9 protein-coding genes are annotated in these 14543 nt (G+C 59.5%); 5 read left to right on the plus strand and 4 right to left on the minus strand.

From position 1 onward, the window contains the following. From HMPREF3055_RS03055 to HMPREF3055_RS03075, 4 genes are all read left to right on the plus strand, one after another. Positions 1–594: transposase (locus tag HMPREF3055_RS03055; RefSeq protein ID WP_210399376.1), on the plus strand; the 594-nt coding region annotated here is incomplete at its 5' end. A gap of 98 nt (positions 595–692) precedes the next feature. Further along, on the plus strand, positions 693–1286 hold the full coding sequence (locus HMPREF3055_RS03060) for a protoglobin domain-containing protein (protein WP_005505324.1): 594 nt from the start codon (positions 693–695) through the stop codon (positions 1284–1286). A 456-nt stretch (positions 1287–1742) separates the two neighbouring features. Then, positions 1743–2243 (plus strand): site-specific integrase, encoded by a 501-nt coding sequence (locus tag HMPREF3055_RS03065; protein ID WP_256370628.1) that lies wholly within the window; start codon positions 1743–1745, stop codon positions 2241–2243. 1470 nt (positions 2244–3713) lie between these two features. Continuing rightward, on the plus strand, positions 3714–6197 hold the full coding sequence (locus tag HMPREF3055_RS03075; RefSeq protein ID WP_070666215.1) for an S-layer homology domain-containing protein: 2484 nt from the start codon (positions 3714–3716) through the stop codon (positions 6195–6197). Positions 6198–6317: 120 nt separating this feature from the next. Here HMPREF3055_RS03075 and HMPREF3055_RS03080 read toward each other — a convergent pair whose 3' ends face one another. The 4 genes from HMPREF3055_RS03080 to HMPREF3055_RS09260 all read right to left on the minus strand — a co-directional run bounded on the left by HMPREF3055_RS03080 (position 6318) and on the right by HMPREF3055_RS09260 (position 12624). Continuing rightward, on the minus strand, positions 6318–7082 hold the full coding sequence (locus HMPREF3055_RS03080) for a PspA/IM30 family protein (RefSeq protein ID WP_070737881.1): 765 nt from the start codon (positions 7080–7082) through the stop codon (positions 6318–6320). A 265-nt stretch (positions 7083–7347) separates the two neighbouring features. Further along, positions 7348–9414: a TPM domain-containing protein gene (locus HMPREF3055_RS03085; protein WP_070690381.1), complete on the minus strand. Its 2067-nt coding sequence runs from the start codon at positions 9412–9414 to the stop codon at positions 7348–7350. Positions 9415–9683: 269 nt separating this feature from the next. Next, entirely contained in the window at positions 9684–12146 is a 2463-nt protein-coding gene (locus HMPREF3055_RS03090; RefSeq protein ID WP_070688515.1) for a non-ribosomal peptide synthetase subunit, read from the minus strand. A gap of 310 nt (positions 12147–12456) precedes the next feature. Further along, on the minus strand, positions 12457–12624 hold the full coding sequence (locus tag HMPREF3055_RS09260; protein ID WP_168160863.1) for a hypothetical protein: 168 nt from the start codon (positions 12622–12624) through the stop codon (positions 12457–12459). A gap of 374 nt (positions 12625–12998) precedes the next feature. Here HMPREF3055_RS09260 and HMPREF3055_RS03095 point away from each other — a divergent pair, with 374 nt between their 5' ends. Beyond that, complete coding sequence (locus tag HMPREF3055_RS03095) at positions 12999–14327, plus strand: S1C family serine protease (protein WP_070690383.1); 1329 nt, start codon at positions 12999–13001, stop codon at positions 14325–14327. Positions 14328–14543: the final 216 nt, after the last annotated feature.

The raw sequence follows: 14543 nt of genomic DNA on the forward strand, positions 1-14543 counted from the left end.
GAGTTCTTCGCCGACCTGGTCGCCCGAGGCCTGACCGGCGTGCGCCTGGTCACCAGTGATGCCCATCTGGGCCTGGTTGAGGCCATCGCCGCCAACCTACCCGGAGCCACCTGGCAACGATGCCGTACCCACTACGCCGCTAATCTCATGTCGGTCACCCCCAAAGCGCTATGGCCCGCTGTCAAAGCGATGCTGCACTCGGTGTATGACCAGCCCGACGCGGCATCGGTCAACGCTCAATACGACCGGCTCTTGGACTACGTGCACGACAAGCTCCCCGCCGTGTGTGATCACCTCGATCAAGCCAGGGCAGACGTCCTCGCGTTCGCGTCCTTCCCCACCGGGGTGTGGACCCAGATCTGGTCCAACAACCCCAATGAGCGCCTCAACCGCGAAATCCGCCGCCGCACCGACTCCGTGGGGATCTTCCCCAACCGCCAGGCCATCATCCGCCTGGTCGGAGCCGTCCTCGCCGAACAAAACGACGAATGGGCCGAAGGCCGACGCTACCTCAGCCTCGACATCCTCACCAAATCACGACTCACACCACAACCCACCGGGCAGGAGGACACCCCACTCCAACTCAGCGCATAACCCAACCCGAAGGACACAAAACGATTACACCACTCCACAGGACTTGACCTGAGCAAGAGCACGTTCTACAATTGACGCATGAGTTCAAGGAGGTTCGCATGACCGCTTACGACCACTCGTCGGGGTACACCTACGGCACCGATGCCGTCCCCACGTCTCCGCTCACACTCGAGGATCTACGCCAGATTGAGGCCGCCGCGCACGTCCAGCCCGGTGACGCAGAGCTGCTCGCGCGAGCAGAACCCATCCTGGCGCCGCATGCCATGGAAATGGTCGACACGTGGCGCGGGATTTTGGCTCAAAAGACCTACCTGGCAGCACATTCCGCGCATCCGGATGGACAGCCGAACCCCGAGTACGCGCAGGCGTCAAAGCCCCGATTCGCCCAGTGGATCATCGACATGTGCACGCGCGAGCGGGATCAGGCGTGGTTGGACTACCAGTACCTGATCGGAGCTCGACACATGACCGCGGCGAAGAACGCGGCGGATGGGGCGGACTCGACGCCATTCGTGCCTCTGCGCTACGTGCTCGCCTTCATCGCGCCGACTGTGGAGGTCGGGCACCGTCTCCTGGCGGAGGGCTTCGAGGGCGCAGAACTGGACGCTGTCCGTGACGCGTGGACTCGCGCTGTGACTGTCGCCGTGACAGTGTGGGCGTATGCCTACCGCGATCACCCCGAGCAATTCTGATCCGGCGCTCGCCACCTACGACTCCCCCATCGGCCGCCTCACGCTTGATAGCGGTGTATTCGTCTTTCGCACTCTCTGACTGCTCTCCCTGGAAGCCTCAGTGGCTTCCAGGGAGAGCTTTCTTTCTGGGTTATAGGACACTACGTGTTGCTGGTTGGGTGACTTTTCGGCTTTCTGGTGCGGGAAAGTCACTCTTTCAGTTGGTCGTGTTTGCCTCGTTCCTGTGAATACTGCATCGTGCTCTGTGTGTGGCTGCCCCATGATCCGTCACGGTAAGAAGTCAACAGGAGGTCCTTTGAAGATCGCGGTGGTAGAAGTCCGCTCATCATCAAGGACCTCGACCTCTACCCACAACCCCCGACCAATACCTGGTCACCCACACTAGTACCACCCAAACGAGGCAGGTACACGCTAGAGGACCGCGTTGCCGTCCACCGCTGCTGCATCGACCTAACCCTGCTCCAAATGGCCACAGGGCTGCGCGTAAGCGAAGCAAGAACTCTCATGTGGGACGACATCATCACCGACGACCAAAACCGCCCAGCGTGCATTATTCGGGCTGAAAACGCCAAGACAGGCACCACCCGCGTCGCGGCTCTCGTCGAGCCTGCGGTCTATGAGCACCTTACCCGTAGACGAGATGAAGTCGGTGGAGCCTACGTTGTGGGCGCACCGCTCAACCCAGACACCGAGTGGGACAGATACAACGCTCAGAAGGCTCTCAAGGCGTTCTACAAGGATCTGGCTCGCGACTGCGGAGTGCCTCTGCTGGAGACCCACCGCACCCACGTCTGGAGAACCACCCTCAACACCATGTACCGCACGGACGTAGACGCGCTACTGCGTGCTCGAACGCTCGGCCACTCGGTCGATGTGAACGCACAGGCATACTCAGACCTGTCAGACCTCACAACGCTGTACGAGGCAGCCCGAGCACGGCGTAGGGAGGAAAGGTAGTCCCTACCTTATTCCCTATCTTTCGTGAGGATATGCCGGTAACTTCAAGTATCTTTAGGGAAGGATAAGGGGACGGTTACCGCACAATATCAACGATTACTTGGCTGTATCTCACTGTTTCATTAAAAAGAGATGCAGACCCCGGAGGTCGCAGGTTCAAATCCTGTCCCCGCAACGGATAACTCCCGATAGCTTTTAGCTATCGGGAGTTTTTTTATTCCCCAAAACCCGTACCCCCCCCGCTGACCTATCTCCTTCTGCCGTCCTCCTGTCACTCTCCGACTCACCCTCCGACCGCCGGCCTGCCTTCTTTCGCCACCTTCCTGCACCTTTCCTATTGGCGACCTGTCTTCATTTGCCGCCTACCTTTCTTCTTCTTGTGCTACCTTTCTGCCGCCTGCTGGGCGGCTTTCTTTATATCCCCTGCCTTCTGTAATCTGCGGAGGGGGTCTTCTGGGCCTTGTTGGGGCGGTGCTTCGGGGAGACTGATAGGGGCTTGCCCGCTGCCCCTTCGGGGTGTTTGGGGTGGATCTTCCTGCCTCTTGAAACCTCCTCACGGAACCTCCTTATGGAATTTCATAGAACCGTCGTGAAAGTTACCCTGGACTGGTTTCGGAACGTCTCCCGATGTGTCTTTCGAGGTATTCCTCAGCGTGTCTATCGGGGCTTCAAGCGGATGTGCTCATGGGGGTGGCGGAGCCACTTCCGAGTGGTTATTGGGGGATGGTTATGCCTTCTTGAGACGCTGCTTTTGGGGGTTCTGAAATGGGGCTTGAAAGGGGTTCTGAAGGAGACTCTGGGGCGGGTCTCAAGGACCCAACGAGGGGTTCGAAGGGTGCCTGAGCGGGGGAGTGGCGAGGGGGATATTTTTGCCTCAAAGTGCATTCTCAAAGTGGAATATGCGAAAGATGCCTATATTCCGGGCTTGGAAATCACCCGTTTTGCCCCGGAATTCCGCGGTTTTTGGCAAAAATTTGGCTTCGAGTGCAACAATTCACTCTGAAAGTGATTGTAATCACATACGAAACATTCAAGTTAATTGTAGAGTTTTTTGAAACTCTTTCAAAAAACGCTCAAAAACCCCGGAAAATCAAGGAAAAATAGCCCATTCAACCTCTACTTGAGGGTGATTCAAGTTAAACTAGAAGCTTAGAAAAAGCTCTTGTTAAGATTGAATCTTGTTCGATACCCAAAAATAGCCCCAAAAAACCGCTGGAAAAGGCTTTTTGACCTGGTAGCTTTGAGTACGTGGTCACCGCGGTCCGCCGCGTAGCTCTCCGAAATGAATACTGCACCCCTCCATCACACGAGGAAACCCCCGCAACACACACGGGACGGTTACTGGACTTGCTCCATGCGGCATCACATTCGCAGGCCGACCGCCTATAGGCTTCTCACCTATAGACCACCTATCACTCAACCACTCTCGGGCGTCCGCGCCCCACGAAACACCAACAACGAGGACAACCCATGGCACTTCGCCCCCGCACCGTTAAGGCTGGCTCTCTCGCAGCCATCGCCGTACCCTCCGTGCTCGGTAGCACCCTGGTAGCACCCGCTTCCGCATTCGCACCCGTCGTTCAGGACATCCCCGGCGCAGCTACCCAGGCTCCGAAGTCCCTGTTCACCTCCACCGTGCAGCCCACCCTCTCGCAGGTTGCTGTGCAGATCCGCCAGCAGGCAGAACAGGCAAAGCAGACTCAGCAGGCTCCCGCAACGACCGCGGTTCAGCCCATCCAGAAGACCTACACTGCCCAGGCAACTCAGCAGACAACCCCCTCGGCTACCTTCCAGTCCGCACAGGCGGCTCAGCCTTCCGCTCAGCCCACCCTGGCACAGGTTGCACAGACCCCCGCAGCTACCCAGGCTCCCGCAGCTACCCAGGCTCCCGCAGCTACCCAGAGCGCTGCAACCCCTGCCGCGCAGCCCGCGCAGACCGCACAGGCTACTCAGGCGGCATCCGGTGTGGCAGCAACCCGCACCAACCAGACTTTCCTGTCCTACACCTCCCCGGCTGGTACCACCTCGCAGTACCACGTCTACGCTGAGGGCGTGGACTTCTCCAAGCCCGTTGGCGTGGTCTTCTACTTCGACGGCGACTACTGGCGCAACGACCAGTCCAAGGTCTACGACCCCTCCGGTGAGCTGGCTCAGATGGCTGCATCCGCAGCGGCACAGAACATGCTGTTCGTGCCCGTCATCTCCCCGGACGCCAACCGTTACGACGCTGGCGTGACCTGGTGGGAAGACATGGAGCGTAACGGCGAGTTCTTCCGCTCCTTCGCTTCCTCCTTCATCGCGGCTAACGGTGTGGACTCCTCCAACGTGTGGACCATGGGCTACTCCGGTGGCGCTGAGTTCATCACCTACGAGCTGAACACCAAGCCCCAGACCTGGCGTAACGGCGGCGGATCCATCATGGTCGCTGGTGGTGGCCTGGACGAGGGTACCCCCTCGGCTGCGCTGAAGTCCCAGCCCATGTTCTGGTACGCAAACTCGAACGACGGCTCCGGCGAGACCTACCCGCAGACCTGGAGCGCACGAGGCGCCGTTGAGGGCGGCTACAACGCCTACCGCAACGCCGGCTACACCAACGCTTCCGCGACCGTTCTGAACGGTTCGGGCCACTTCGACTACAACTTCTCGCAGATTCTGAGCAACTCGCTCTCCAAGGGCAAGGCAACCGCCGCTCCCAGGGTCGAGCAGAAGACCGAACAGAAGGCTGAGCAGAAGCAGCAGAACACTCAGCGTGCCCGCACCATGAGCTCCGCAACCTACCAGAGCTACACCTCCCCGGCGGGCACCACCTCCCAGTACCACGTGTACGCGAACAACCTGGACTACTCCAAGCCCGTTGGCGTGGTCTTCTACTTCGACGGTGACTACTGGCAGCGTGACGAGTCCAAGGTCTACACCCCCGACGAGGGCATGCTCGCGGCGATGGGCAAGATTGCTAACGCCCGCAACATGGTCTTCGTACCGATTATCTCCCCGGACACCAACGCATCCGGCAACGGCATCACCTGGTGGGAAGACATGGACGCTAATGGCGAGTTCTTCCGCTCCTTCGCGAAGTCCTTCGTTAGCCAGAACAACCTGGACGCTTCCCAGGTGTGGACCATGGGCTACTCCGGCGGCGCTGAGTTCATCACCTACGAGCTGACCGACCACAACACCTCCTGGCGTAACGGCGGTGGCTCCATCATGGTCGCTGGCGGCGACTCGGACGGCTCCGTGGACGCTGATGCAACCACCAAGGCATCCCCGATGTACTGGTGGGTTGGCGCGAAGGACACCTCCGGTAACACCTACCCCGTCACCTGGAGCGCACGTGGCGCAGTCGAGTCTGGCTACAACGCATACCTGGGCGCAGGTTTCTCTGACGCCCGCGTGAAGCTGATTGACGGCTTCAGCCACCACGACTACGACCTGCCGCACATCCTGGCGTCCTCCCTGGACTTCGCGGGTAAGACTCCGGCGCTGGGCTACAGCGACCTGTCCGACTCGAACCCGAACTACAACGAGATCAGCTGGAACTCTGATCACCGCATCATGCTCGGCTTCGCGGACGGTACCTTCCGCCCGAACGCATCGGTCAACCGTGCACAGCTGGCAACTTACCTGTACCGCGTGGCTGGTCGCCCCGCAGTGAACGCACCGGCTGTTTCGCCGTTCAGCGATGTTCCGGTCAACCACCCCGCGTACAAGGAGATTTTCTGGCTGAGCCAGCAGGGCATCAGCGGTAGCGACTTCCGCCCCCTGGAGGCCGTCACCGAGTCCAACATGGCTGAGTTCATGTACCGTGCGGCTGGCTCCCCGGCACAGGCTCAGGGCGGCTACGCGTCCCAGGCTCTGGCGTGGGCCGCCTCCAACGGTATTGGTACCGGCTCCACCTCTTCGGATGCGATCACCCGCGCCGCTATGGCAGGCTACCTGTACATCTACGCGAACTAAAGCTCGCACCCCATAACGCATAAAGATCCGCCCCGTTCCTGATGAGTTCAGGAACGGGGCGGATCTTTATAGGTTTAGCTCATGAAGTTATGCGCTAGACCAGGCTTGAGAATCCCAGGTTTAGAGAGTCTGGGTGGGGGATTCCACAGCCAGGGGAGCCGGAGCTGCCGGAGCGTTCTTTGCCTTCAGAGCAGCCAAGCGAGCGTCCAGCTCGGTGTCGCGCTCCATCTGGTCCAGGGTGTTGAACTGTGCGTCCAGGGAGGAAGCTGCCAGCTCCTGCTGACCGATGACGCGTGCCTCTTCGCGGCGAACCTTCTCTTCGAAGCGGCTCATCTCGCTGGTCGGGTCCAGAACGTCGAACGCCTTCAGAGCGTCGTTCACCTGGGTCTGAGCTGCTGCAGTCTTCTGACGTGCGGTCAGCTCATCGCGCTTGTACTTGACCTCTTCAAGCTTGGAGCGCATCTTCTCCAGGCCGTCCTTGAGCTGGTTGACAACCTGAGTCTGGGAAGCCAGCTGAGGCTCAACAGCCTGTGCAGCCTTCTCAGCCAGCAGCTGCTTGTTCAGAGCAATCTTCGCGAGGTTATCGAACTTGTCAGCGTTGGCAACGTCGCCAGCTGCGCGGAACTCATCAGCCTTGTTAGAAGCTGCCAGAGCCTTGGTGCCCCACTCCTGAGCGGCCTTGACGTCCTCAGCGTGGTCCTTTTCGAGCAGTCGCAGGTTGCCGATGGTCTGTGCTACTGCAGCCTCCGCCTCGCGGATGTTGTTGGTGTAGTCACGAACCATCTGGTCCAGCATCTTCTCCGGGTCCTCAGCTGCATCAATCAGAGCGTTGATGTTTGCCTTAGTGAGCTGTGCAATACGGCCGAAGATGGTCTGCTTAGCCATAATCTCCTACTTTCTGTTCACGGGCTGCGGGGGAGCACTACGCTCCTCGTGAGCCGTGCCCGTATAACTAATTATGTGGCAGATTTCTGGGTGCATGCTGTGAAAATGATGCACGCCTGATTTCTGCAACCTAAACTTTTGGTAAATTACCTCAGGTGTTTTCCGACTGGGGAAGAAAGCGGTGAGGTAAGCTAGCCACCCCGCCGGTCAGACTGTAGAAAAACCTACAGAAACCGACCGACAGAATCGTTAGCATCGGAGGCGGTTAGAAGCTACCGCCGTCACCGCCGCCGCTACCCCAATCGCCGCCGCCGCTGAAGCCTCCGCCCCAGCTGCCGCCGCTACTACCGCCACCGCTGTGGCCGCCGCTGCTACCCCAGCTACTGGTGCCGGAGTTCATTGCGGTCATCAGAGCGCCCAGCAGCAGGCCCTTTGCCAGGTCACCGCCGAAGCTACCGCCGCCTCGGTCGTTCTGGTTGTTGTAGTAGTTGCCGACCTCGCTCTGCGCGCGGTTCTGTGCGTCAGTAGCCTTCTGGATCGCCATGTTGGCTTCCTTCATGGCGTTCAGCGGATCCGAAGAAGCCAGGCGCTGAGCCTGACCCAGGTGACGCTCCGCCTCAGAAACAGCGGTCAGGGTCATCGGGCCCACCGCAGCGCGGCGGTTATTGATGTAGCTACGCGCACCGTTCACCGCAGCGTATGCGGAACGCATCGTACGATCCAGGTTCTGCGAAGCCGCACGAGAACGCTCGCGGGTAGCACGCATATTCGTCATTGCCTTATCCAGCTCAGCGGAGAGCTGACGCAGCTGGTTCGCCAGAGTCAGCGGGTCATTCGGGCGAGCCGAAGCGCTCTGGTTGACCTGGTTGAGTACCGCCTCCATACCGGCGGCGACCGCGCCCAAATCATCGCGACGCTGAGAAGCAGCGAGGCTCTTCGCCTCCGCCACGTCACGCTGAATGCTCAGCAGATCGGTGCTCAGACCCAGCTGAGCCTGCTCCAGCTCCTGCGAACGGGCATGCACAGCCGCACCCAGCGCCTGAATCTGCGAGGCGGCTTCCTCAGCGGTGCGCAGGTGAGCGACCGCCTCCGAACGTGCCGTAGCAACGGTCGCCTGAGCCTTCTCAACCTCAGCGGCGCACAGCACCATGTTCGACTCCAACAGGGTAGGAGTCTTGGAAATGGGCTCCAGAGCGCTGGGCAGGTAACGTTCCTTCAACGCGCGGTACTGGGCGGCAATCTCTTCCACCGAGGCGCGCAGCTGCGGCAGACGCTGAGCCAGCGCCTCAATAGCTTGGGGTGCCTCCTGTTCCAGGTTGCGCAGCTGAGCCAGCTTAGCGTCCTGCTCCTGAGCAATGCGGGTGACTTCCTGAGAGTTATCAATAATCTCAGTCAACCAGGCACGCTGCTCAGCCTCGGTATCCGGGATGCTATCGGTCAGAAGCTGCTGACGCTGGAAGGACTTACGCATCAGGTCCTCAGCGCGTGCAATCTCCTGAGCGAACTCAGCCACCTGCTGGTCGCTGTACTGTGCACGCGCAAAATCCAGTTCCTGCTTCGCGTGGCTCATCGTCGTATCAGCCTGAAGCAGGGCGCTGCCGGCGCGAGTGCGCAGCTCCTCCAGCGGAACCTCCGGGATGGGGGAGTAGTTACGAGGTGCACCGTAGGAACGCTGAGGCTGCTGCTGAGCGTTCTTCTTCTTGCGGCGGCGGTACATCGCGTAACCACCAGCACCCACGGTCGCCGCCGCACCCACACCGAGCACGCCGGTCACCACGCCAGAAGAGCTACCGCCCTTCTGAGCCTCGATACCCTCAACCGCGGCCAGTGCCGCACCCGAATAGTCGCTGTTCTGCAACTTCGGCTTGATGTAGTTCTGGTACACCTTCGTCTGCTGATCGCTCGACAGGGTCTTGGTGCTACCGGCTAAGAAATACGCCTGGCGAGACTCGGTAGCAATCACCAGCACCACATCGGCAGAACCCCAATTGTTCTTCGTGGCAAGCGCCTTCGTCCAGCTCGAAGAAGTAGACGGGTTCTCAAACTTATCGATGACCACCACGTGCAAATCCACGTTGTGCTTCTTCGACAGAGCCGAAATCTTAGACTTCAGGGTAGCGGTATCACCCAAAGAGTTCGTGGAATCGTACACGGTGGTGCCCGTAATCTGCATCGGGGCAGCAGCCTGCGCCGACGTGCTCAAAAATGCAGAACCAGCCGGCAAAACCGCCGGGGCACAAGAAAGACCTGCCGCCAGCACTGTGGCACCCAAGATAGTGCGCAGGCGAGGGCGTGCGGGACGAATCTGACGCGCAAAGGCGTGCTCGGTCATGGTCTTTCCTCCGTTGTCGTGAAGTATGAACGGACCTGCACTTCACGGTGTGCTTGTTCATCGCACACCTTAGTGCTGGTCACATTATTAGTGTAGCTGTGGCACAGCCACACAGACGCACAGATACGAGAATATTGCGCCGCTGTTTGCCGACCGTTTACCGACTTCCCAGGCTTTATACAGGAAAGCTGGTATACAGGAAAGCCGGTATATAAGAAAGCCAGGGTCTAGGCTCATGCTAGACCCCGGCTCACCGGCTATTCAGTTAGTTAGCGCCGGCGCGCAATCTTCAGATTGCTCATCAGGTGCTCCACTACCTCCGCGGCATCAACATCGTGGATACTCTGTGCTATGCCGTTCACCACCTGAACTCGTGAAGACGAGGCGAACATCCAGCCTAAGAACTGCACAGTATTCAGCAACCTAGAACTGCGATCTGCCTGTTCCCGCATCTGTGACCACAGGATGCGGGGGACCGGCACGTCACGACCCCTATACTCCCGGGAGCTAGCGTGAGCCTCCAGAAGCTCAGCGAGCGCCTCAATATTTTCGGTCAGCTCCTTCAAATCCTCATCCCCGGCAGAAGGGCCGACGTAATACCGATCAACCAGGCTCAAAGGCATGTAACCGCTACAGCTACTCACCCACGCCAGCTTCAAACGTAGATTCTGCAGGCGAAGCACCTGCCGTAGAAGCCGCGAATGAGTGCGCAATACCGACAGCGGCATGGAAGATAGCCTCTTCTCCTCCGAAAGCAGACCCTCGAAGGAGCCTTCCCCGGAAAACGCCTTATACGGATCCGAGACGCCCGCTAGAAGCACCGGTCCCTCGTAGTGAACGAACGCCAGAACCTCGGGAACACTCGAGAGGGAACGGATGCGCTCGCCAATGGTCGGAAGATCCTCCCCATCCGGGGCGTACTGTTCGCGGCTGAACATCAACGTCTGGATAGGCTGCTCGGCAAGGTCGGGCGAGTCATGAGCAAGCGCCCGCAAATCGGTCACGACCTCCGCCAGAACGCCGTCCTGCTCAACCTGCAGAAGCTCCTCCAGGAGCTCAATGACAGAGCGCGCCTGCAAGCTCAAGACCGCGGCGCAGAACTCCGCATCCTGAAGCTCAAGACGCACCTTCTCCAGGCGCTCTTCCAGCGTGGACTGCACGCCCTTGAGCTCAAACTCGCTCAGCTGTTCCGGGCGGAGCATACGGTGCGTACCGTCCTCGCCGGAACGGTAGAAAAGCTCGCTAAACTCCAACGTAGACTGAACGCCCTTCAACGCCCGCTCTCGCAACTCGGGCAGAACGTCAAAGGCAACTTCGGTCATCTCATTCCAGACCTTGACCTCATCGAGATTCGAGTCCTTACGAACAGTCTTCTTCCAGGTCTCGGCAAGCTGCATGGCGCGATCAAAATCGCTCAGCTCCACAAAAGCCGCCAGCTTCTGCGCGCTCTCACGTAGATAACGCACCGCGTAGAGACGGTCGCTCAAAGAGTCCGGGAGGGTATCCTCCAGCAGACGCCACCGGAAGGTGCGCTCAAAGCACTCCTCGGTCAGGCTAATGACGGTGGCGCTCAGGGAGAGCGCATGATCGCGAGCAAACGCGAAAGAGCCCGGGGTATCCGCCAGACGAGGCAGGGACGTATAAAACTCCAGCGCCCCGCTCAGCTTCAGCCGAGATACCCGGATGGTTTCTTCCAGCTCAGCGGCAAGTACCGTGCGGTCAGCCTGGGCAGTCTCCTTGAAACTGTGCAACGGAGAAACCTGCGCACGCTCCAGCGTCTGCAGGTTCATGACCGCACGCATGAGATAGTTCTCAAGAATATCAATCTGCTGCAGGCGCGGACGCTGATTCAGCGGAACATGATTCTCCTGCGTGCCCACCAGCAGATGCTGCGGCACACCGCTAATCGACGGCAGCGCAAAGACTTCATCCTCTGATGTACTGACAGAAAGCACCATGGGGTAGCGGCTGCGCTGCGCGTTCTCTAGAGGGGGAATGAGCTTGAAGTTGGTGCTCAAAGAGAAATGGTCGGAGGGCGCCGGGTTATTCTTGGGAGCCTGCGGGGCGGTCTCCTGCTGCGGGCGCTCTTCAGGCTGCGCCGGGGTGTTCTGGGTCATGCTCTGCTGCTCCCGGTTTTCTGCTGATGGGCTTTCTGCTGAATGGTTCTGCGCTGTAGAAGAACTAGACTCGCCACCTACCTGCATCGGCTCCAACGGGGACGGCGCCGCCACCGGCTGCTGAGGAGGCTGAGGCGAGGCAGGGTGAGGCGAGGGCGCCTGAGCCTGCTGACTCTGCTGAGTCTGCTGAGCATTGACAGCCTGATCCGGCTCAGGGAGCGGGGACTGCGCCTGGTTCTGAGCAGAACCCTGCGCCGACTGCTGAGCACTATTACCCGGCTGTGCTGGCTTCGGCTGGTAGTGCATCGGGTAGCTCACCGCGCCCTGTATTGGTTGCGAAGGAACCTGCTGAGGGGGTACTTGCTGCGCCGCAGACTGTGAAGGTCTCTGCTGATTCATCGCCTGGTTCTGCTGCTGTTGTAATACCTGCCGCCTAATCTCACGCGCACGACGGCGCGAAGGGCTCAACGACGCGAAAAACGCTACCGCCGCGCAGATCAGAACAAATATAAGCAACGCATACAGGCGTGTTGCGCCATCCAAAGAAGACGCCACCGCCGCAGGCATGACCGACAGCGCGCCAACAAGAGCGAAAACAGCAGAAATAATCCTCATGACTTCACCATAACCCAGCTAAATCCCGGGTGCTCGCAACGCCGTTGCCTTACCGCATACTAAAAGGGAAGTAGCCGGGGTGCCGGGTACTCTCCGACAGTGCTTCCTGTGCCCCGCATCCGCCTCACAGTTAAAGGACGATGCGGCGTGCGCCCTCATGTAGGGGCTCACGCCGCATCAATCATCACTCAACTCATTATCACACCCGGGCCGGTCCTCACACCGACCCTTCGGGACATACTGGGGATTCTCGCCCCTCCCGGTGCAGGGCTCTCATCTCCCGCCCCGGAAAACTATCAAACTCTCTACGCTACCTACCGGCAGTCAGTGCGTGGGTAGCCATCTGCTGAGCCAGCTCGGAGGCCTTTTCCGCACGATGACGGCGGTACACCATTCCCGAGCAACACGCCACAATACCCGCACCAATACCGATGGAGCTTGCCAAGATCGCACAGAAAATCAGGGTGCCGATCATCATGGGTTTCTCCTTTACCTTTGTCCTTTGCCTTTGTTCTCGGCTCTATGTGCCTTCAACATTACGGACTGACCCTGTGTTCAAGCTGTGTACCAAGAAGCATCATGCTGTGTAAACCGTGGAGAAAAACTGGGCGCTTTAAAAGAGAAACATGAGAGCGAGTAGCGAACAAAGCCCCAAAACAAACTAGCCGTCGGGCAAATCTCCGGGTATCTCAGACCCGCGAATCAGCTGCCGATGAAAGGGTGTGAGGAAAATTCCCAGGGAACTCCCCGATAACCAACAGCAAAAAAATATAGAACGCCATAAAACACCCTCTACAGTAGAAAGATAGCGTGCGCCCAGGGTGAGGCACACGCGCGACTCTAGGAGAACTTATGACTCAGAACAACGGATGGTCTTACGGCGGCAATGACGGCGTCACGGATGCAACCCGTCCCCTGCAGAACGTGAACGGACAGGCAAGCTACCAGCCCGCAAACCAGCAGCAGGGTCAGAACGCATACCCGCAGGCATACGCCTCTCCCGGATACACCTACCCCCAGGCGGCGGCTGCTCAGGTCGCTTCGGCACAGTCTGCACCTCAGAACACCGATAACAACAAGCGTTACGGTGCCGGTGTTGTGCTCACCGCAGCTCTGCTCGCAGCCCTCGTTGGCGGCGGCGTTGGCGCGGGCGTCGGAGGCGGCATCGCAGCATCGAACAACAGCTCCTCCAGCGCTTCCTCGCGCGGCTCCGTCAGCTCCAATATCAGCAACTCCTCCACCGTGGCAGGCGTAGCAGAAACCGCGAAGAAGGTCCTGCCCTCTACCGTGACCATCGTTGCTTCGAACGGCTCCTCCTCCGGCGGCGGTAGTGGCGTTATCCTCGACAAGGAAGGCCACATCCTCACCAACCACCACGTGGTTACCCTCGAATCTTCCAGAGAAGCATCCACCATTGAGGTGCGCCTGAGCGACGGCACCGTACGCACCGCAACCGTGATGGGCCTGGACTCTGCCGCTGACCTGGCGGTCCTGAAGATTAACCCCTCCGGCCTGGACCTGCAGCCCATCACCTGGGGTGACTCCTCCAAGCTGGTCTCCGGCGAGGTAGTGGTTGCCCTCGGCGCGCCGTATCGTCGTAGCGAATCGGTAACCTCCGGCGTGGTCTCGAACGCAAACCGCGTGCAGCCTGCCGATGCGAAGGGCCAGAACTACATCCCCATGGTTCAGGTTGACGCTCCCATCAACCACGGTAACTCCGGTGGCCCGCTGGTGAACCTCAAGGGCGAACTGGTCGGCATTAACGCGCAGGGCCAGGCAAGCCAGGATGGCGGCACCGCCGACGGTATGGCGTTCTCCATTACCTCCAACTACGCCAAGCGCATCTCCTCCGAGATCATCGCCAAGGGTAAGGCAACCCACGGCTACCTGGGCGCGAGCGTGAAGAACAGCCCCGCGGACACCGGCTCGGGCTCGTCCAAGCTCATCCCCGGTGGCGTTGAAATTGCCTCGGTAGAATCTAACAGCCCCGCCGCGAAAGCAGGCCTGCGATCCGGCGACGTCGTGATTGAAGCCGACGGTCACGCCGTGACCAAGAGCGACGAGCTTAACGGTACCGTGCGTGCCGCGGCAGCAGGCTCTGATCTGAAGCTGAAGATTAAGCGCGGCTCCTCCACCCATGACATCACCGTGACCCTGGGCGACGCCGACAGCCAGAAGTAAACAGCCAGAAGCAAAACGCGTTGCGCCAACGAACGTTGAGAGATACGGCTGAGAGACACCCGCTCAGTTGCCTATAACGTTCAGCAAGAACGCAACATAGCGTACACAAAGAAAGCTCCCACCCCGCGTTGAACTGCGCCCCGAAACTTGGACGCATTAAATAGTAACCCCTTACACAGCTTCCAACAGGGCCTGATCCCGGTACTCTACCGGAGT

The organism is Rothia sp. HMSC061C12 (assembly GCF_001815755.1).
GTDB classification, from domain to species: domain Bacteria; phylum Actinomycetota; class Actinomycetes; order Actinomycetales; family Micrococcaceae; genus Rothia; species Rothia mucilaginosa.